The organism is Ideonella sp., assembly GCF_036277275.1.
GTDB lineage: Bacteria > Pseudomonadota > Gammaproteobacteria > Burkholderiales > Burkholderiaceae_C > Ideonella.
In genome coordinates this window covers 1-17,583 of record NZ_DASUNH010000006.1, presented here as the reverse complement: position 1 = coordinate 17,583, position 17,583 = coordinate 1, and the positions used below count along the sequence as shown (strand labels likewise).

Genomic DNA, 17,583 nt, shown 5'->3' with positions numbered 1-17,583 from the left:
TCAGCGGCCCTTCAGCGAAAACAATTCCTGGATCATTTCGTTGGCGGTGGAGACGACCTGCGACGAAGCCTGGTAGCCACGCTGCATGATGACCAGGTCGCTGAACTCCGAAGACAGGTCGACGTTGGAGATCTCGACCACGCCTGATCGGATGGCCCCGAAGGCTCCGGTTTGTGCCGCACCAATCTCCCAGGACGAAGAGTCGACGGGTTCGAACATGTTGTCGCCGGCGGCTCGGACATTGTCTGTCGACGTGAATCGCGACAGCGTCAGGCGCACGCCCTTGGTTGTCTGGCCATTCGAGTACTTCAGGTTCAGGATGCCGTCGGCGTCGAACGATGCCTCGGTCAGATTGCCGAAGTCGTGGCCGTCGATCGACGAGACGGCGAGCGTCGTGAGATTTCCGCTGGAGACGGTCTTCACGTTGGCGCTGAAATCGAGCGTGATCTGCTGGCCTTGCTTGTAGTCGAAGGTTATCTTGGCCGTGGACGCATCAATGTCCTGGTTCACGAAGCGCAAGCTGCCGGTGCTCAGAGTCGCCGTGCCCTCCTTGACTGTCACGTCCCAGCGCGTCTCCAGGGGTGTCGAGTTGGCAGCTTCCTTGAACTCAAGGCGCAGCGTGTGCTTAGCCCCCATGGCGTCATAGATCACCACTTCGGACAAGGTGTGGCTACCGTCGCGCACATGAGTGTCGGTGGTCTCGTGACTTGCAAGTTGCCCACTGAACTTGACCGTGCTCGACGCCTCGGCGTTGTTCGTCCGCAGATTCTCCAAGCTGACATCGACAAGCGCGCCGCTATCGTCGCGGGCCATCACCTTGGCGCCAGTTGAGCGGCTGACGAGGAAGCCGTCATCATCGAACTTGAACTCACCATCTCGCGTGTAGCGCAGTTCGCCATTCTTGTCCTTGAGCGTGAACAAGCCCTGACCGTCGACCGCCAGGTCCATGGCATTGCCGGACTGACGGAGTTCGCCTTGGCTAAAGTCGAGCGTCGTCGAGTAGGTGCCCAAGCCCTGCCCCAACTGATTTACCCCGGCCCCAGAGAAAGTGCCACTCGCAGGGCCGCTGGCGTAGAAGAGGTCTCCGAATTGCAGCGCGGCACCCTTGAAGCCGGGCGTATTGATGTTGGCGGTGTTGTTGGCGATCACGCGCAGTCCGCGCGAGTAGCCCATCAGGCCACTCATCCCGATGAAGATGGAATCCAGCATCGAATGCTCCTAGCGATTTGTTGTGTCAATGCTCACTTGATGAGCGTGACATCGGACAGGCTGATCCCCGACAGTGTTCCCACATTGGGGATGTCCTTGATCGCCAATTGAGGCGTCGTGCCGGCCCACGAGAGGGAGTCCACCTTGCCTGTGAGCGGGCCCTGTTGGGAGTTGAAGGTCACCGTCTTGCCCAGCAGTCCCACGGACTGCATTGATGCTTGCGTCGACAACAGCGAATCGATCTTCCCGTTGAGCTCTTGTGTCTGCCCTAGTGTGGTGAACTGGGCCAGCTGCGCCATGAATTCCTTGTTGTCCATGGGCTTGAGCGGATCTTGGTAGGTCAGCTGGGTCAGCAGGATGTTCAGGAAGTCCTGCATGCCGATGTTGGAGGACTGCAGGTTGGTCGAGGTTGCGCCCACGGCGCCAATGGAACTCATGCGGACTCTCCGATGGGTGGTTCGATCTTGAAGGACAAGGCGGCCTTGACGGGCTTGTCGGCCGGAGTGAGGTAGGACGCGTCGCCGTCACCGGGATCGCCGATGGCCTGGCCGTTGCAGATCCAGGTGGGCGTGCCGTAGCCGGCTCGCGCCAGCCAACGGGAGACGACCTCGGTGATGGCGAGCAGGCTGGGTCGGGCCGACGCATCGATGCCCAGCCAGACGGTGGAGCGTTCGGCATCACCCTCCACATGCACGCGAACTAGCGGCTGGGCGTCGTTGTCCGATGCACCGGCTGCGTCGCGGCGCGGCGATGCTGAGGGGCCTTCTGATGCAGGTGCGTCTTCGTCTGCGTCGACCTGGGTTCCGAACCCTGAACTGAGACTGGCGGGGTTCACTCGTGCGGGCTCGGGAGCACTCTGCTGGCGACCCATGATTTTGCCCGTTGGACGGCTTGAGTCGGCGCTGATCAATCCGATGCGTCCCTCGATGCGCGTTCCGCTGCCGGTCGGCATGATCAATGACCCCGGCTGGAGGGCCGGCTTCACCGAGGGCGAAGCCGTCACCGTGGCTGTTCCAAGAACATCGGCATGGACGGTGTCGGGCGAACGGTGATCGGCTGGAGCGTCGAACGCAGCCCTCGATCGCCCGGCCGGGTCGTAACGAGTCGAGTGCTGTTGCGTATCGTTGGCGAGGTGGCTGTCTGGAGTGGGCAGCGAGCCCTTGAACCACGCATCGGCCTGCGCTCGTTCCATCTCGCGACGCCACGCCAAGGCGGCCTGGGTATCCGGGCTCGAAGGCAGGCGGGCAGCTTCATCCGATCGAGCCTGGGTCGCGGTGACTGTCGCATGAAAGGTGTGCAGTTTCACTCGCGTTCTCCGGGGCGCGAGGCAGAACTTGCCTCGGCGCGAACGTGCTGCTGCCGGGCCAGCCAATCCTGGTCGACGATGGTTTGCTGGCGCCGCGCCAGCGTCAGGACGTGCTCGGCCAGTACGTCGCGGCGATGCGTGTCGAAAGTCTCCTGCTCGATGCGGGCGCGGTTGAGCTGGCGCTGCGCATCAGCCACTTCCGCCTCACACTTCCGGCGGGCTTCCTCCGCCAGATCGCCCGCCTTCCGCAATTGAAGCCATTGACCGGACGCCGCCATAGCACGCCAGGGGTCGATGACGCCGCTGTGCGATGGGGTGCTGTTGCGCGCGACATCGCCGCACCGCTCACGCAGTTCCTGCTCTTTCTGGCGGGCGCGAGACAGCGCCTGTTGGCACTGACCCAATTGGCTGATCGAAGTATCCACGCGATGGTGCGCGCGCTGGCGCGCGGGCTCCATGGCGTATTCGAAACCCCGCAGGTCAGTGCCGCTCACGCTTCGCCCTCCGAATAGACGATCTGCTTCAAAGACTGTTGCGCCAGCTGCCTCACCTCGCCGCAGGCCGACTGCCGAAGAAAGCTCTGCAGGGCCGGCTTCATCCGAAGGGCGCGGTCGAGCTCCGGGTTACTCCCGGTGACGTAGGCGCCGATCTCGACGAGCTGTCGGTTGCGCTCCAGAACGTCTAGAGTGGCCAGCGCCTGACGCGCTGTGCGCAACTCGTCGCCGGTGGCCAGGTCCGTCATCACCCGGCTGGCGCTCTTGAGCACGTCGATCGCCGGAAAGTGCGTCTGTTGGGCGAGCTGCCGCGAAAGCATGACGTGCCCGTCGAGGATCGCGCGCAGGTTGTCTGCGATCGGTTCGTTCGGGTCGTCGCCTTCGACCAGCACCGTCAGCAAGGCGGTGATCGAACCGCCCGACGGGGCCGTGCCGCAGCGTTCGCACAGCTCGGGCAGTTCGGCGAAGACCGACGGCGTGTAGCCGCGCGCTGTTGGGGGCTCTCCGGCCGACAGGCCGATCTCGCGCCGGGCCATCGCGAAGCGTGTGATGGAGTCCATGGTCAGTACCACGTGCCGGCCGAGATCACGGAACGCTTCCGCGATCGCGATGGCTGCGTACGCGGCGTGCAGCCTCGCCAGGGCAGGCTGGTCCGATGCCGCGACCACCACCACCGAGCGTTTCAGGCCTTCTTCGCCCAAGTGCTTGTCGATGAATTCCTTGACTTCGCGTCCGCGTTCGCCGATCAAGGCAATGACGTTGACGTCTGCCTTGACATGCCGGGCGATCATCCCGAGCAGGGTGCTCTTGCCGACACCGCTGCCGGCAAAGATGCCCACGCGCTGACCGCGGCCCAGCGTCAGCAAGGTGTCGATGGCGCGCACGCCGGTTTCGAGCACCTGCTCGACGCGTGGCCGATGCAAGGGATTGATCGGTGCGGCCTTCACCGGACGGGTCTGGGCCCGCGATGGATCCGGCAGACCGTCCAGCGCATGCCCGAATCCGTCGATCACGCGACCCAGCAAGGCTGGCCCCACCGGAATCCTGGCACCGTGGCCCAGTGCTTCGACACGGCAGCTGGCGGCCAGACCCTGCGCCGTCTTGAAGGGCATCAAGGTCACCAGGCCGCGTCGCAGGCTGACGACCTCGGCCAACACCGGCGCCGCGTCCAGGCGGGTATGGACCCGGCACAGTTCGCCCAGGGTCACGTCGGGACCTTCTGATTCGATCGACAGGCCGCTGACTTGGCGCACGACGCCAATGCGTCGCACCAGTTCGGCGGTAGCCGTGGACTGCCTCAGTGCTTCAAGCATCAGGGCTCCTCCTGCTCCACAGGCGTGCCGGCGGCTTGCGCCCAGAGATCGCGCAGGCGGGAGAGCTGGGTCTGCAGGCTGGCGTCGAGCTGCCCGTGATCAGACTCGATGACGATGGCCAGCGGCTCGAGCGCGGCGTCGGCCGCGAACCGCACCTGCGGATAGCGTTCGACCAGCGACCGCCCTGCCTCGGACCCCAACAGCACCGCGTGGTCCTTCGGATGCAGGCGGACGCCGAGCCAGGCCTGGCCACGCAACTGCTGCACGGCCTGGCGCATCAGGTCGGCCAGCAGCCCGGCACGGCCGACGCCGCGCTCCTGTTCGGCATGCGGGCCGCAGACGCGGCAAAGGGCTTCGTAGGCCAGTTCGATCGCCTGGCGCTCCAGGGCCAGGAATCGTTCCGGCATGGCCTTCTGCATGGGCTGCAGCATGGCTTCGAGGGTTGCGATGCGATGGGCGTGCTCGTCGGTTCGGCGGCGTTCGGCATGGTCCAGCTGGGACTTCTGGGCCTGCCACCGCGACTCGATCTCGCGTTCGATGCGCGCCTGCGCCTCGGCCAAGCCCTGGCGCAGGCCTTCCGCATAGCCTTCTTCGAACCCGGGCGCCGGCACCGCGGGTGCCGGATCCGGGGCGGGCGCGGACACCGGCGGTGCGGCCACGGACATGGCGGCCACTCGCGGCGCCTGGGCCATCGGCGCCGGTTGCGCCGCTTCCGCGGCCGCGGGCCCGATCAAGACCCTTCGTTGAGGGTCCACCAGCGGACTGCGCAGTACCTTGCTCGTGTTCATCGATGGCGCCCCGCCAGAAGGTTGGAAAACCGCTGGGCCAGGCTGGGCCGGACGCCGTTGGCGGGACCAATGGCGCGATGAGATGGCGACATCTTGTCCAGGGCGGCTGTGAGCTGCGCCAGCAGTGCCTGCTCGAGTGCCGATCCCTTCGGCGTGGGCTGTCGTGGCGTTACCACAGACGGCTCGAAAAGGTCGCCGCGATGCAGCTTCAAAGCGGCCCGCACGGCCTCGGTCCAAGGCCAAGGCCCCATGGCCAGCACGCGTTGGACGAGGCCACGCGGCTCGCGCAGCAACAGGCTCGCCACGGACTGCGGATCCGCGTTGGCGATGCGCTCTCGCGGGGCGTGGATCGCGTCCATCCGGCCCGACGGCGAAGGCGCCGATTCGGCCAGCACCTGGCGGACCCAGACCGGGTCCCGGGGGACGCCGAGCTCCAGCAACTCATCAAGCAAGGGCCGCAGCGCGTCGCGTGCGCCCGAATCGAGTTGCGACAAGGCCCAGGCCCGGTCCGTATCGCTCAGCGAGTGCAGCAGCAAGGCTGCGGAACGGCGAGGCGGTTGCGAAGCGGGCTGCGACGTTTCGGAAGTGACCATGTCGGCGAAGAGCGCGTTCACCGGACATCCTCGTGCGACGGGGATGCAGGTTGCTTCAGCCAGTCCCGCAATTGGGCCAGCGTCGCGTCGCGTTGCGCCGGATCCAATGGTGCTGCGACTGCCGTTCGCCGCGGGCGGGCCCACATGACCAGCGAGATCAGCATCAGCGCTGCGAGGATGCCTATCAGGCCCTGCGCGACCGTCAGCGAGCTCGCCATGGACGTCGAGCCGCCCGTGCCGGGCGCGGCGTCGCGCGGCGCGTTGCCGCCGGTGCCTTCGGCCTGGGCTGCTACGTTGGTCGCCGGTGCGGTCACGACGTTCGCCGCCAGGCCTTCCAGCGGCTGGACGACCACGATGTCACCCCGTTCACGGGTGGCGCCGACGGCGCTGGAAAGAAGGTGCCTGACCTGTTCGACCTGCGCCGGATTCAGCGGAGTCTTCAGGATCGCCAAGGCATGCAGGCGGGTGACCGTCCCCGGGCTGGATACGACCTGTTCCACCCGGCGGCCGAGCTGATAGTCCACTTCTCGGTGCGTGCTGCCGGACGGCACGGCGTCCACGGCGGCGGCCGCAGCGCCCTTGCTGTCGCGGATGGTCTCGCGCTCGCGAAGTACGACGCCGACTGGGCCTTCGCCATTGGCCGCGGGGGGCGTCAGCACGTCTTCGGTGGTCATCCGTACCTGGTTCATGTCCAGCGTGACATCGACGCTGGCCAACGCCTGGCCCGGGCCGAAGGCCTTGTCGAGCACGGTGTTCGCCTTGTGGGCGAGGTATTGCTCGATGTCGCGCTTCAGGTCCACGCGCAGCGACGACGTCATGCCGTCGGCGCCGTCTTCGGTCTCCTGCGTCAGCGCCACGCCCTGCGCGCCGACCAGCGTCACGTCGCGGCTCTCGATGCCGGGCACCGCTGCGGCGACCAGGCGCTGGATGCCGCGCACCTGCTCGCGCCGCAGCGACCGTCCGTCGCGCAGGGTCAGCGTGATGGAGGCCTTGGCGCGGCTTTGGTCCCGCTTGAACAGGCCGTCTTCCGGCAGCGCCAGGTGAACTCGGGCCGTTTCGATTTCGGCCAGCGACAGGATGGTGCGGGTCAGCTCGCCTTGCAGTGCGCGCTGGTAGTTCACCTTCTGCGCGAACTCGGTCATGCCGAAGTCGGAGTTGTTGAACAACTCGAATCCGACGGCGCCGTGCAGCGGCAGGTCCTTGCCCATCAGCTTCAGTCGAGTGGCGTGGACCGTGGCGCGGTCGACCAGGATGGTGGTGCCGTCGTCGCCCAGGCGGTACGGCACCTTCATCTGATCGAGCTCATGCGTCATCGCGGCAGCGTCTTGCGCCGACAGCTTCGCGAACAGCACCTCGTGATCGGTGTGCAAGGCCCAGTAGCCCAGTGCCATCGTGACGATCACGATCGTCGCAGCGCCGAGGCCCAAGCCCCAACGGGCGCCTCTGCTCAGCCCTGTCCACAACGATTTCAAGTCCATCTGTTCCTCAACCCTCGAATCCAACACCTTGCGTCATGCCATTCGCGCTTGCCGTCGCCGGCTCACACTTGCATGCGCATCACGTCCTGATAGGACTCCAGCAGTCGATTGCGCACTTGCATCATCAGTTGGAACGACAGGCGCGATTGCTCCAGGCGCAACATGACCTGGTGCAGGTTGCCCACTTCGCCGGCCGCCAGCCGTTGCATGTCGATCTGGCTGTCCAGCAGCGAGTTGTTGACCTGCTCCAGTCCTTGCGTCACCAGTTGGCCGAAGCCCGGAGCGGCGACGTTCTCGGCAGGAGCTGGCTGCATGATGGCCGCCAGCCTGGCCGCCTGGGTCGATTCGACGGCCGGCAGCGGCGCCACCGGCGGCAGGAAATCGGGCAGGCTCATTGCGCACCTCCGATGTCCAGTGCCTTCAGCACCATCGCGCGGCTGGTGTTCATCGCGGCCACGTTTGCCTCGTAGGCGCGCATGGCGCCCATCATCGTGAACATCTCGGTCGTGTGGTCGATGGCCGGATAGCGAACGAAGCCCTTGTCGTCGGCCAGCGGGTGACCCGGCTCCAGCACTTGGCGCGGTGCGTTCAAGGTCGGCTCGACGCTCACGGCCGGCGATTGCAGCCACTGGTCGAACTGCGTCGAGAAGCTTCCGTTGGCATTGACGCGAGCCACCACCTGCAGCGGGCGATAGCCTTCGCCGGTCGCCGAGACGGCGACGTGCGCATTGGCCAGATTCATTGCTGCCACGTCGACGCGCAGGCGCTCGATGTCCATGCCGATGGCGGAGATCGCGAAAGGATTGTTCGTCATGCTCTTACTCTTACTCCGGCTCAGCGCTTGCCGTCACTGACGGCGGTGGCCATGATGGACAGGTGTCGGTTAAGGGCCTTGAGCAGGACTTGGTAGTGCGCGCTGTTCTGCGCCATGGCGGCGACTTCGCTGTCCAGGCGCACCGCGCCATCGACACTCAAGCCGACCTGCGGTTGCAGCCGCGCTTGCAGCGGCGCATCCGCCCCTCCGGCCGCAGCTTCCATCGCGACATCGAAGCTGACCCGTTGTGCGGTGAAGCCTTGGGTGTTGGCGTTCGCGATGTTGTTGGCGGTCACCTGCTGGCGAATCATGGCGGCGTCCATCGCCGTCGACAGCGCCGGCAGCGTCAGCGCTTCAATGCTGGGTGTGTTCATGTCTCAGGTTTTCCTCCACTGTCACTGCACGACAAGTTCGGCGTGCAGGGCCCCGGCGGCCTTGACCGCACGAAGCACTGAAATGATGTCGCGCGTGTTCGTTCGCATGCGCGCGAGTGCCTGCACCAGGTCGGCCACCGTGTTGCCGCTGGCGACGTAGCCGGTACCAGGACTCTCGGTGACGTCCACCTGGCTGTTGGTGACGATGGCGGTCCGGGCGTTCGGAGCCATGCTGCCGACGGTGATCGGTTGCGACACCGAGGTCTCGGTGGCAATCGACACCCGCAGGTCGCCATGCGACACCGCCACGCGCTGGATGCGCACGTCGCCGCCGGCGACCACCGTCCCCGTGCGTTCATTGATGACCACCTTCGCCCGGCGGTCGGGCTCGACCGATACGCTCTCGACGCGAGCCAGGAAGGCCACGGGCCGCGCACGGTCGTCCTCCGGGATGCGGATCTCGATGCCGGACGCATCCCGCGCTTCGGCCACCTGCGTCCCGAACGCGCTGTTGATGGCATTTGCCACGCGCATGGCCGTGGTGTAGTCGGGGTTGCCCAGCACGAAAGTGACCTGGGTGGGCTCGGCAGGCGAGCGGGGCATGCCCACTTCCACCGTGGCCCCGCCGGGGACCGAACCGACTGTCGGGTGGTTCTTCTGCACCACGTTGCCATTCGCGTCGTAGCGGTAGCCGCCGACCGACAGCGGCCCTTGTGCCAGCGCGAACGTCCGGCCGTTGGCCGCGCGCAGCGGCGTCATCAGCAGCGAGCCGCCGACCAGGCTGCGTGCATCGCCGCTGGAGGTCACCGTCACGTCGAGCGTGTCGCCTTCGCGTGCGAGCACCGGCAGCGAGGCCGTCACCATCACCACCGCGACGTTGCGGCTTTGCACCTGATCGACTGGGACGGCCTGGCCGAACTGCGACAGCAGGTTGGACATGGCCTGGCGCGTCGCCCGGTTCGACGGCGAATCGCCCGTGCCCGCCAGGCCAGTGACGATGCCGTAGCCTACCAGCGCGTTGTCCCGCCAGCCTTGCAGGCGGCCCAGGTCCTTGATGCGCACAGGCCCATCGCCGCTTGCGTTGACCGGCGCCGCCGAGGCGCCGCCGACGGCCGACGCCAGCAGCGCGACCGCCATGGCGAAATGACGCAGCAGCCCGCTCCAGGATTTGTTGAACAGTCGCATCGTCAGAATCCCAGCCAATCTGCCACCTGCCGCCACCAGGCCGGTTTTTGCCGATCCGCCAGATGGCCTTCGCCGACATAGGTGATGTCGGCGTCGGCGATGCGGGTGGACAGCACCGTGTTGCTCTCGGAAATGTCTTGAGGACGGACGCGCCCGGTCAGCGTGATGCGCTGACGTTCGTCATTGATGGTCAATTGCTGTTCGCCCGCCACCAACAGGTCGCCGTTGGCCAGCACGTCGCGGATCGACACGGTGAGTTGAGCGACCAGGCGTCCCGCGCGTTCGGTGCGGCCGCCCCCATCGAAGTCACCGGACACACCGGCGTTCGCGGCTGCCGCCTTGACACGCGGATACGTGACCGACAGGTCCACGCCCAGGTTGTTGCGCCGCTGCGTGCCGGTGTCGGCATTGGCTGTCGCCATTGCGTTCTCGACCACCTGCACCGTCAGCACATCGCCGACGCGGAAGGCCTTGTGGTCGGAGGTCAGGGCGCGAAAGGTCGTCTCGTCGTACAGGCTTTGCGCGTGGCTGGCCTGGAGGGCCAGCAAGGTTGCAAGGCCGAGCACCACGCGCCAGATGGCCGACAAGCGGCTGGTCTTCGTCGTTTTCATTTGATCAACTCCACCCGGCCCGGCTCGATCACCCGTGCGAGCACCGCGCCTTGAGCGGCATCGATGCGTACGTGAATGTGTTGTCCGGCATCGCCGTCTTGAAGAGCATTGGCAGCGGCGGAAACCCGCACGGCGCCCACTTGATGCAGCAGTTCGACGCGTTCACCGCGCGAGACTGCATGGGGCGTGCCGACTTGCTGCACGCCAACGTAGTGGCCGGCGAGAACCGGTGTGCGCAACACCTGGTTGTCGACCTTCCCCTGCCAGGCCCACTGGCCACCGGCGGCGACATCCACTTCTGCCTCCTGCAGCAACTCGCTGGACAGGCGCGAGCCGGCCGCCATGTCGCGCAGCGCAACCATCCCGCTTTGCCAGGCACGCACTTGCACCGGCACCAGCACCGAGCGCCGGCTGACGCCGCCCTGGCGCACGTCCACCCAGACCGACATGCGCGCGCTCATGTTGCGGTGCGGCTGTGGCGCACGGGCGACCAACTCGTACGGCCCGGCGTCGATCACCAGGCCGCGGACGCCTTGGCGCGGCATGCTCACTTCCATGCGACTGAAGTGAGGCTTCCACGCCGACGCCAGCTGACGTTCGGCGGCCTCGAAGAACATGGCAGGGCTGACCCAGCCTTCGTTCGAGGCGAGCGGCGGTGCTTCGGACGAGGCGGACACAGCCGCTGCGGGCAAGCCGGCCAGAACCCATGCCGCAGCGCACGCCACGGCGCGCATCGTGGAAATGCACCGCAAGTTCATTTGCGCAGGTTATTCACCATGCCCAACATCTCGTCGGACGCTTGCACGACCTTGACGCTGGCTTCATAGGCCCGCTGGGCCACCATCAGGTTGACCATCTCCTCGACCAGCTTCACGTTGGAGCCTTCGAGGAAGCCCTGGCGAATCGTCCCGACGCCGTCCTGCCCCGCACGCGACGCGATCGGTTCGCCGGCCTGCTCAGTGGCCTTGAACAAGCCGTCGCCCAGCGATTCGAGGGCGGAAGGGGCGATGAAGCGCACCAGCTCCAGCTGGCCGACTTCAGTCGCTGCGGGATGGCGCGCCGTCTTGATCAGCACTCGGCCATCTGGCGTGATGGTCAGGTCCTGCAGGTCTTCCGGAATCGAGATATTGGGCTTCAGCGCCTGGCCGGTGACGGTGGCCAGTTGTCCGTCCGCCGAGACCCGCAGCGTCCCTCCGCGGGTGAAGGCGCGGCTGCCATCGGGCAACACGACTTCGATGAAGCCGTCGCCGGCGATGGTGACGTCGTAGGCGGAATCGGTCTTCTTGGCTTCGCCGGCGTCAAAGGACCGGGCGATCTGCGCGATGGCGACGCCCGTGCCATGCATGGGGCTCGGCGCGCCCTCGACGTTGCCGGCCGGGTTGTTGGCGCCGGCTTCGGTCTGGCGCGAAACCAGGTCCGTGAAACTGACGCGCGTCTTCTTGAAGCCGGTCGTGTTGACATTCGCCAAGTTGTTGGCGATCGCGTCCACATTTTGCTGCTGGGCATGCATGCCGGTGGCGGCGATCTGGAAGGCGTCGAACATGGATCGTTGGAGGGTGGGGTTTCAGTGAATCGGTCGGTCGACGGCGGCGGTTGAGGTCAAACTTCACCAAGCCGTCGAATGGCGGTGCCGAGCATTTCGTCGCGACCCTGGGCCACACGCAGCAAGGCTTCGAAGTGGCGCACGTTTCCGGTCAGGCTGACCATTTCGTGGGCGGTGTCGACATTCGAGTTCTCGACAAAACCCTGACGAACCTGCACGTGACCTGAAGGCACTTCGTTCACGACGCCGCCGGATGCGTACAAGCCCGCGCCCAGCGTGCTCAGTTGCGCGCTGTCGGCCGTCACGACGCGCAGCTGCGCCACCGGGTTGTCGCCGTCGAAGACTCGCCCCGCGGCGTCGATGGTGGGCTTGCCCTGGGTCAGGGTGATTTCGCCGCCCTGGCCCAGCAGGGCATGGCCCTCGGCCGTGACGAGGCGCCCGCGGGCGTCGATCTGGAACTCGCCGCGTCGCGTGTAGGCCGGGCCGTGGTCGGTGGCCACTTCAAAAAAGCCGGGGCCGGAGAGGGCCAGGTCCAGTGGCCGGCCGGTCGGCTTCAAGGTAGCCGTGTGCATGTCACGGCTGATGGCTGCCAGGGAGGTTTGCGGCCCGGGCGCGCCCACTTGGTTCGCAACGGCGTCGCCACCCTGGGCGGTGAGCGATGCCATGGCTTGTGCAAAGTCGCTGGGCGCCGAGCTGCGCTCGACCACCAGCTCGCGCTTGTACCCAGGCGTCTGCACGTTGGCCAGGTTGGACGCGATGCGTTCGATGCGGGCCTGGTCGTTGGCCAGGGCATTCAGGGTGATGGCAGTGATCGAAGTCATACAGGTTCTCGAGGGTGCCGGACGGTCAATGAGGGGCACTGGCGGCCACGACGGCAAATGAACGCAGTTCGACGGTGGTCGGCACCTCGGTCATCGCCACCACACGCAGGTGAGGCAGCACGCGTTCGCTGAGCAGGCGAAGGTGCCGGCGCAGGTCCGGTGCGCACAACAGCACGGGCAGCAGATTGCTCTTCATCATCTTTTCCGCGTGCTGGACCAGGCGCGACACGAATTGCTCGGCGAGCAACGGATCGACGGCCGGCGCGGCGCCGGTGGAGACGTCACGCAGGCCGTGCAGCAACTGGCCTTCGATCTGCGGGTCCAGCGTCATGACGTGCAAGGTATTGCCCTCACCGACCAGCGACTGGCAGATCGCCGCGCCCAGCCGTTGCCGAACGCGCTCGACGAGCGCCGAGGCATCCTTGGTCTGCCGTCCTGCATCGGCGAGTGTTTCGAGAATGGCGTCCAGGTGGCGGATGCTGACCTTCTCGCGCAGAAGGCCCTGCAGCACGCGCTGAACGTCGCTCACCGACAGCACCGTCGGGATCAGCTCTTCCACCAGTGAGGCCTGCGTCTTGCGGATGCGATCGAGCAGTCGCTCGGTTTCTGCGCGGGTCATCAGCGTGGCCGATTCGCGGCGCAGCGCCTCGGTCAGGTGCGTCAGCAGCACGGTGTTGGCGTCGACCAGCGTGTAGCGGCTCGCGAGGGCCGCTTCGCGCTGGCGGTGCTCGATCCAGAGCGCGGGCAGGCCGTAGGTGGGATCGCGTGTCGCTTCACCGGGAATCGACTTCAGGTCCCCGGAAGGATGGATGGCCAGCAGGCGATCCGCGCGCGCCTCGCCGCGTCCGACCGGCACGCCGTCGATGTGGATCTCGTACTGATGCACCCCCAGCTTGGGCGCGTCGCGGAAGCGGACCCGCGGCAGCACCACGCCGAACTCCAGCGCGTGCTGCTTGCGGAAGCTTGCGATGCGCTCCATCACTGGGCTCCCGGCCGCGCCGGCCTGGGCGGCCCAGTACGCGCCCACGTGCACCTCGATGGGCTCGACGGCCATCGCGGTGTAGGGGTCGTCGCCGGCGTCGGCCGATGGTCCGCCTGCCGCGTCTTCGGGGGTCTCGGCGGCCACGGCCTCGGCGGCAGCTTTGCGTGCCGCGGCACGATAGGCCCACATGGCGGCCGAGCCCATGATCAGCAACAGCGCCATGGTCGGCAGCGCGGGAATGCCGGGCAGCGCCAACAGGACCAACAGGGCCACGGCCACCAGCACCAGGGTCTTCGGGAACGAGGTGATCTGGCGCATCACCTCCCGGCTCAGGTTGCCGTCGGCTGCCGAACGCGTGACGATGATGCCGGTGCCCACCGCGATCACCAGCGCGGGCACCTGCGTGACGATGCCGTCGCCGATCGTCAGCAGCGTGTAGGTCTTCAGCGCCTCGTCCCAGCGCATGCCGCTTTGCATCACCCCGATGACGATGCCGCCGACGATGTTGATCAACAGGATCAGGATGCCCGCGATCGCATCGCCCTTGACGAATTTGCTCGCGCCGTCCATCGCGCCATAGAAGGCCGCTTCCTTCTCGATGTTCTTGCGGCGCCGCTGCGCTTCGGCCTGATCGATGAAGCCCATGTTCAGGTCAGCATCGATGCTCATCTGCTGGCCGGGCATGCTGTCGAGCGTGAAGCGGGCTGCGACCTCCGAGACGCGCTGCGCGCCGTTCGTGACCACCACGTACTGCACGACGATCAGGATCAGGAAGACGATCAGGCCAATAACGTAGTTGCCGCCCACGACATACGAGCCAATCGCGCCGATGACCTTGCCCGCGTCTGCTGAAGACAGGATCAGGCGTGTGGCAGCCACGTTCAGCGACAGGCGGAACAGCGTGGCGATCAGCAACAGCGACGGGAAGGTGGAGAACTCCACCGGCCGCGCCATGTAGAACGTCAGCAGCAGGATGAGGAAGGCGAAGCAGAAGTTCGACAGGATCAGAAAGTCCAGCACGCCCGACGGGATAGGCGTGAACAGCACGACGAGAACGCCCAGCACGAGGGCGATCATCGCGATGTCGCTGTGGCGGCTGAAGAAGCCGCCCGAAGTGGTTGCCGGGGCGCTCATGCTCTGCTATCCATCGTTGCGCGCCGCGCAGCTTTCATGTTGAGGACCCACACCATGAGGCGCGCCACATCGGGGTACAGCTCGGTGGGAATCGGCGCGTCGAGTCGGGTCTTCGCGTGCAGCGCGCGCGCGAGGGCCGGGCTGCGCAGTACCGGGACCCGGTGACGTGCCGCGATCAACCGCATCATCGCGGCCAGTGCGCCAGCGCCCTTGCTGACCAGCACCGGCGCCGCCATTTCGCCGTGCTTGTAGCGCAGGGCGACGGCGATATGGGTCGGGTTGGTGATGACCACGTCGGCTTGCGCCGTCCGCTGCACGGCCAGGCTGCGCTTGAGCATTTCGCGGCGCAACTCGCGCAACCGGGCGCGAATGCGAGGATCACCGTCACGATTCTTCGATTCGTCGCGCATCTCGCGACGGCTCATGCGCATGTTCTTGGCGAACTCGCGCTGGGTGTAGCCATAGTCAAGCAACGCGATCACGCAAAGCGCGAGGGCGACGCGCAAGGCCAGCGAGCCGAGGTCCTGCAGCAAAAGGCCGGCGTGGCCATACGGCGTCACATCGCCTAGCTGACCGAAGTGCGGGACCATGTCGCGCACAGTGCTGCCGACCACCACGCCCAGCACTGTCAGCTTGACCAGCGCGCGGAAGGCGTCGAACAGGGTGCGCAGCGACATGACCCGCTTGAAGCCGTTCATCGGGTTCAGGCGATTCCAGTCGGGCTTGACCGGATGCCAGCTCCAGATCGGGCCCGTTTGTCCGATGTTGGCCAGGATCCCGGCGATCATCAGCGCCCCCATCGCGGGCAGCACCAGCACGAGGCCGCCTTGCACGACGTGGGCAGCGAGATCCCACAAGCGCCAGCCATCGTCGGGACCGCCGCGCGCAGCGCGCGCGAAGCCCATCAGATGGTGGTCGAACCTGAACAGCTCGACCAGCTTCTCCCAGCCCTTGGCGTAGAGCGCCACGGCGCCAACCGTGAACACCAGCGCCGAGACCATGTCGGCGCTCTTGGCCACCTGGCCCTTCTTGCGCGCCTCGTCCAGCTTGTGCGGCGTGGCGGCTTCGTTGCGGTCGAGATCCTGCTCGCTGCTCATCGCCAGAGCACCCCCCACATCGCAAACGTGCTGGCGTAGGCCCGCTGCATCACGCCGCCGCTGGCGGTGGCCCATACGGCCAGGGCCGCCAAGCCCACGACCACCTTGATCGGCACGCCGACCACCAGCGTGTTCATCTGCGGCAGATTGCGTGACAACACACCCAGACCCAGCTCGACCAGCGTGAGGCAGAACACCACCGGCGCCACCATCGCGAAGCCAAGGCTGAACATCTGCCCGGCTTGTCTGGCCACTGCCGACAGCAACGGATCGAGCAGCCAGGCGTGCCCGGGCGGCGTGGCCTCAAGGCTCAGCGCGACGCCGCGCAAGAGGGCGTGGTGTCCGTCCAGCAGGAAGAACCCGACCAGCGCGACCTGGGTGAAGATGGCACTCAGGATGGGCAGTTGCTGGCGCGTCATCGGATCGAACACCTGGCCCATCCCGAAGCCGATCTGGACATCGGCCAGGCGGGCGCCGAAGCTGAACATCGCGAAGGCCATGTTCAGGCCCAGCGCCATCACGGCGCCCAGGGCAGCCTCGGAAGCCGCTGCGGCCAGCAAGGGCCCGACACCGGGCACACCGCCGGCCGACAGGAGTTCAGGCCCGATCGGCTTCACTGTCGCCAGCACTGCGGCCCAGCTGAGCACGATGGCCACGCGCACGGTCGGTGGCACCATCGCGCCGCCCAACGGCGGTGCCATCAGGGCGAGCGCACCCAGCCGCACCGACACCAACAGTGCGGCGACAAGCCAGCCCGCGTCCATGCCCAGCATGACGTTTGCAGAAGAAGTAATGTCGTCTGACGGCCGGGGGGCGGTCAGAACATGGCCGGAATGCCGGACCAGAGTCGGACCGAGAAGGCCGACAGCGTGCGCAGCATCCAGGGGCCGAAGATCACCAGCGTGCCGGCCGCGACAACCAGCTTGGGCACGAAGGTCAGGGACATTTCCTGCACCTGGGTGACCACTTGCAGCACGCTGATGACCAAGCCCACCAGCATCGTCAGGCCCAGCACCGGGGCGCACACCAGCAGCCCGGTCCAGAACAGATCGCCCAGCATCTGAAGCGCCATGTCAGCGCGCATTGGACTCCCTCTCATGTTGTGTGCGTCTGTATCGACGTGTGAGGCGGGAGTCTATAGGGGCAGGTGGGGTGACGAACAGTCAGAAGTTCGCACGGGTTGAAGGTTGTTTATAAGGGTAAACCCTCCGATGTGCCGAAATGCCACCTCTGATTGGCATCAGGCGGGGTCGTGCCGATGGTCGATCAGGTTAGCCAACTCGGTGCGGAACAGGTCTTGATCACATCAGCCGGCTTCGGGCCCATCCAAACCTCGGTGCAGTTTGCAAGGATTCGATATCGATTGGACCCGTTTCCTGCAAACCGCACCATCGGCAATCGCCCGCAACCCCAGCATTCATGCGGGCTGCAGCGGTTCTTCAGTTTGATCGGCCGGGCGCCAAGCTCAGCCTGCCCGTCTACCTCGACGACCAGGTGCAGGCCACGCTCGCAGCGCTGGCTACCGCCAAGGGCGTCGAGCTCTCGACCCTCGTCAATGACCTGCTGCGCAAGGACATCGAGCTGATCGAACTCGGGCGCCGAGCTTCAGCGATTGCCAGAAGCACCAAGGGCCGCGCAGCGGCCCTTGGGTGACGTTTCCTTCTCAGCAGCTGTCTGGGTCAGTGTTGCATTGCAAGACTTCGTATCTTCCTCAGGCCGACGTGATTGAAGCCGATGGCATCATGAACCAGGCCGGTCAGGGTGATGCCGCAAAGACTTTGGGCCAAGCGTCGATGGACGCCCAAGCCCGTGGGTCAGATGGGCAGCCTTGACCGTTTCTT

At 66.2% G+C, this 17,583-nt stretch carries 21 protein-coding genes; 1 reads left to right on the top strand and 20 read right to left on the bottom strand.

Annotation, left to right across the window (positions count from 1 at the left end; all coding sequences use genetic code 11):
• The 20 genes from VFY73_RS01370 to VFY73_RS01275 all read right to left on the bottom strand — a co-directional run bounded on the left by VFY73_RS01370 (position 1) and on the right by VFY73_RS01275 (position 16,826).
• Positions 1-1,209 (bottom strand): flagellar hook-basal body complex protein, encoded by a 1,209-nt coding sequence (locus tag VFY73_RS01370; protein ID WP_329716109.1) that lies wholly within the window; start codon positions 1,207-1,209, stop codon positions 1-3.
• 32 nt (positions 1,210-1,241) lie between these two features.
• Positions 1,242-1,646, bottom strand: a complete 405-nt coding sequence (locus VFY73_RS01365; protein ID WP_329716108.1) for a flagellar hook assembly protein FlgD — start codon at positions 1,644-1,646, stop codon at positions 1,242-1,244.
• A complete protein-coding gene (locus VFY73_RS01360) occupies positions 1,643-2,515 on the bottom strand; it encodes a hypothetical protein (protein ID WP_329716107.1) in 873 nt (290 codons plus the stop codon). The genes VFY73_RS01365 and VFY73_RS01360 overlap by 4 nt, the downstream gene beginning before the upstream one ends.
• Positions 2,512-3,009 (bottom strand): hypothetical protein, encoded by a 498-nt coding sequence (locus VFY73_RS01355; protein WP_329716106.1) that lies wholly within the window; start codon positions 3,007-3,009, stop codon positions 2,512-2,514. The genes VFY73_RS01360 and VFY73_RS01355 overlap by 4 nt, the downstream gene beginning before the upstream one ends.
• The gene (locus tag VFY73_RS01350) at positions 3,006-4,322 is read right to left on the bottom strand and encodes a FliI/YscN family ATPase (RefSeq protein WP_329716105.1); all 1,317 of its coding nucleotides are present in this window, start codon (positions 4,320-4,322) and stop codon (positions 3,006-3,008) included. Before VFY73_RS01350 ends, VFY73_RS01355 begins: the two co-directional genes overlap by 4 nt.
• Positions 4,322-4,996 (bottom strand): FliH/SctL family protein, encoded by a 675-nt coding sequence (locus VFY73_RS01345; protein WP_329716104.1) that lies wholly within the window; start codon positions 4,994-4,996, stop codon positions 4,322-4,324. The genes VFY73_RS01350 and VFY73_RS01345 overlap by 1 nt, the downstream gene beginning before the upstream one ends.
• A gap of 110 nt (positions 4,997-5,106) precedes the next feature.
• Positions 5,107-5,724 (bottom strand): hypothetical protein, encoded by a 618-nt coding sequence (locus VFY73_RS01340; RefSeq protein WP_329716103.1) that lies wholly within the window; start codon positions 5,722-5,724, stop codon positions 5,107-5,109.
• Positions 5,721-7,181, bottom strand: coding sequence for a flagellar basal-body MS-ring/collar protein FliF (gene fliF, locus VFY73_RS01335; protein ID WP_329716102.1), 1,461 nt, complete (start codon positions 7,179-7,181; stop codon positions 5,721-5,723). The genes VFY73_RS01340 and fliF overlap by 4 nt, the downstream gene beginning before the upstream one ends.
• A gap of 62 nt (positions 7,182-7,243) precedes the next feature.
• Positions 7,244-7,576, bottom strand: a complete 333-nt coding sequence (gene fliE / locus VFY73_RS01330) for a flagellar hook-basal body complex protein FliE (RefSeq protein ID WP_329716101.1) — start codon at positions 7,574-7,576, stop codon at positions 7,244-7,246.
• Positions 7,573-7,995, bottom strand: a complete 423-nt coding sequence (flgC, locus tag VFY73_RS01325; protein ID WP_329716100.1) for a flagellar basal body rod protein FlgC — start codon at positions 7,993-7,995, stop codon at positions 7,573-7,575. Before flgC ends, fliE begins: the two co-directional genes overlap by 4 nt.
• Before the next feature lie 20 nt (positions 7,996-8,015).
• Positions 8,016-8,369 carry a flagellar basal body rod protein FlgB gene (locus VFY73_RS01320; protein WP_329716099.1) on the bottom strand — a complete coding sequence of 118 codons (354 nt, stop codon included), beginning with the start codon at positions 8,367-8,369 and terminating at the stop codon, positions 8,016-8,018.
• Between the two features lie 21 nt (positions 8,370-8,390).
• Positions 8,391-9,554 carry a flagellar basal body P-ring protein FlgI gene (locus VFY73_RS01315; RefSeq protein ID WP_329716098.1) on the bottom strand — a complete coding sequence of 388 codons (1,164 nt, stop codon included), beginning with the start codon at positions 9,552-9,554 and terminating at the stop codon, positions 8,391-8,393.
• Positions 9,555-9,556: 2 nt separating this feature from the next.
• Entirely contained in the window at positions 9,557-10,165 is a 609-nt protein-coding gene (locus tag VFY73_RS01310; RefSeq protein WP_329716097.1) for a flagellar basal body L-ring protein FlgH, read from the bottom strand.
• On the bottom strand, positions 10,162-10,842 hold the full coding sequence (gene flgA, locus VFY73_RS01305; protein ID WP_329716096.1) for a flagellar basal body P-ring formation chaperone FlgA: 681 nt from the start codon (positions 10,840-10,842) through the stop codon (positions 10,162-10,164). Before flgA ends, VFY73_RS01310 begins: the two co-directional genes overlap by 4 nt.
• 77 nt (positions 10,843-10,919) lie before the next feature.
• Positions 10,920-11,708 (bottom strand): flagellar basal-body rod protein FlgG, encoded by a 789-nt coding sequence (flgG, locus tag VFY73_RS01300; protein ID WP_329716095.1) that lies wholly within the window; start codon positions 11,706-11,708, stop codon positions 10,920-10,922.
• A 56-nt stretch (positions 11,709-11,764) separates the two neighbouring features.
• Entirely contained in the window at positions 11,765-12,529 is a 765-nt protein-coding gene (locus VFY73_RS01295; RefSeq protein WP_329716094.1) for a flagellar hook-basal body protein, read from the bottom strand.
• Between the two features lie 25 nt (positions 12,530-12,554).
• Positions 12,555-14,645, bottom strand: a complete 2,091-nt coding sequence (locus VFY73_RS01290) for a flagellar biosynthesis protein FlhA (RefSeq protein ID WP_329716093.1) — start codon at positions 14,643-14,645, stop codon at positions 12,555-12,557.
• Positions 14,642-15,742 carry an EscU/YscU/HrcU family type III secretion system export apparatus switch protein gene (locus VFY73_RS01285; protein WP_329716092.1) on the bottom strand — a complete coding sequence of 367 codons (1,101 nt, stop codon included), beginning with the start codon at positions 15,740-15,742 and terminating at the stop codon, positions 14,642-14,644. The genes VFY73_RS01290 and VFY73_RS01285 overlap by 4 nt, the downstream gene beginning before the upstream one ends.
• The gene (locus VFY73_RS01280; RefSeq protein WP_329716091.1) at positions 15,739-16,515 is read right to left on the bottom strand and encodes a flagellar biosynthetic protein FliR; all 777 of its coding nucleotides are present in this window, start codon (positions 16,513-16,515) and stop codon (positions 15,739-15,741) included. The genes VFY73_RS01285 and VFY73_RS01280 overlap by 4 nt, the downstream gene beginning before the upstream one ends.
• Positions 16,516-16,559: 44 nt before the next feature.
• Positions 16,560-16,826: a flagellar biosynthetic protein FliQ gene (locus tag VFY73_RS01275; RefSeq protein WP_329716090.1), complete on the bottom strand. Its 267-nt coding sequence runs from the start codon at positions 16,824-16,826 to the stop codon at positions 16,560-16,562.
• A gap of 335 nt (positions 16,827-17,161) precedes the next feature.
• On the opposite strand from VFY73_RS01275, the gene VFY73_RS01270 reads away from it, so the two are divergent.
• Entirely contained in the window at positions 17,162-17,395 is a 234-nt protein-coding gene (locus VFY73_RS01270; protein ID WP_329716089.1) for a hypothetical protein, read from the top strand.
• Positions 17,396-17,583 lie beyond the last annotated feature (188 nt).

Coding starts and splice junctions, on each gene's coding strand:
- VFY73_RS01350 (WP_329716105.1), bottom strand. CDS start 4,322: ATGCTTGAAGCACTGAGGCAGTCCACGGCTACCGCCGAACTGGTGCGA.
- VFY73_RS01310 (WP_329716097.1), bottom strand. CDS start 10,165: ATGAAAACGACGAAGACCAGCCGCTTGTCGGCCATCTGGCGCGTGGTG.
- VFY73_RS01365 (WP_329716108.1), bottom strand. CDS start 1,646: ATGAGTTCCATTGGCGCCGTGGGCGCAACCTCGACCAACCTGCAGTCC.
- VFY73_RS01315 (WP_329716098.1), bottom strand. CDS start 9,554: ATGCGACTGTTCAACAAATCCTGGAGCGGGCTGCTGCGTCATTTCGCC.
- fliE (WP_329716101.1), bottom strand. CDS start 7,576: ATGAGCCTGCCCGATTTCCTGCCGCCGGTGGCGCCGCTGCCGGCCGTC.
- VFY73_RS01285 (WP_329716092.1), bottom strand. CDS start 15,742: ATGAGCAGCGAGCAGGATCTCGACCGCAACGAAGCCGCCACGCCGCAC.
- VFY73_RS01295 (WP_329716094.1), bottom strand. CDS start 12,529: ATGACTTCGATCACTGCCATCACCCTGAATGCCCTGGCCAACGACCAG.
- flgC (WP_329716100.1), bottom strand. CDS start 7,995: ATGACGAACAATCCTTTCGCGATCTCCGCCATCGGCATGGACATCGAG.
- VFY73_RS01270 (WP_329716089.1), top strand. CDS start 17,162: ATGCGGGCTGCAGCGGTTCTTCAGTTTGATCGGCCGGGCGCCAAGCTC.
- VFY73_RS01280 (WP_329716091.1), bottom strand. CDS start 16,515: ATGCTGGGCATGGACGCGGGCTGGCTTGTCGCCGCACTGTTGGTGTCG.
- flgG (WP_329716095.1), bottom strand. CDS start 11,708: ATGTTCGACGCCTTCCAGATCGCCGCCACCGGCATGCATGCCCAGCAG.
- fliF (WP_329716102.1), bottom strand. CDS start 7,181: ATGGACTTGAAATCGTTGTGGACAGGGCTGAGCAGAGGCGCCCGTTGG.
- VFY73_RS01320 (WP_329716099.1), bottom strand. CDS start 8,369: ATGAACACACCCAGCATTGAAGCGCTGACGCTGCCGGCGCTGTCGACG.
- VFY73_RS01290 (WP_329716093.1), bottom strand. CDS start 14,645: ATGAGCGCCCCGGCAACCACTTCGGGCGGCTTCTTCAGCCGCCACAGC.
- VFY73_RS01370 (WP_329716109.1), bottom strand. CDS start 1,209: ATGCTGGATTCCATCTTCATCGGGATGAGTGGCCTGATGGGCTACTCG.
- VFY73_RS01275 (WP_329716090.1), bottom strand. CDS start 16,826: ATGCGCGCTGACATGGCGCTTCAGATGCTGGGCGATCTGTTCTGGACC.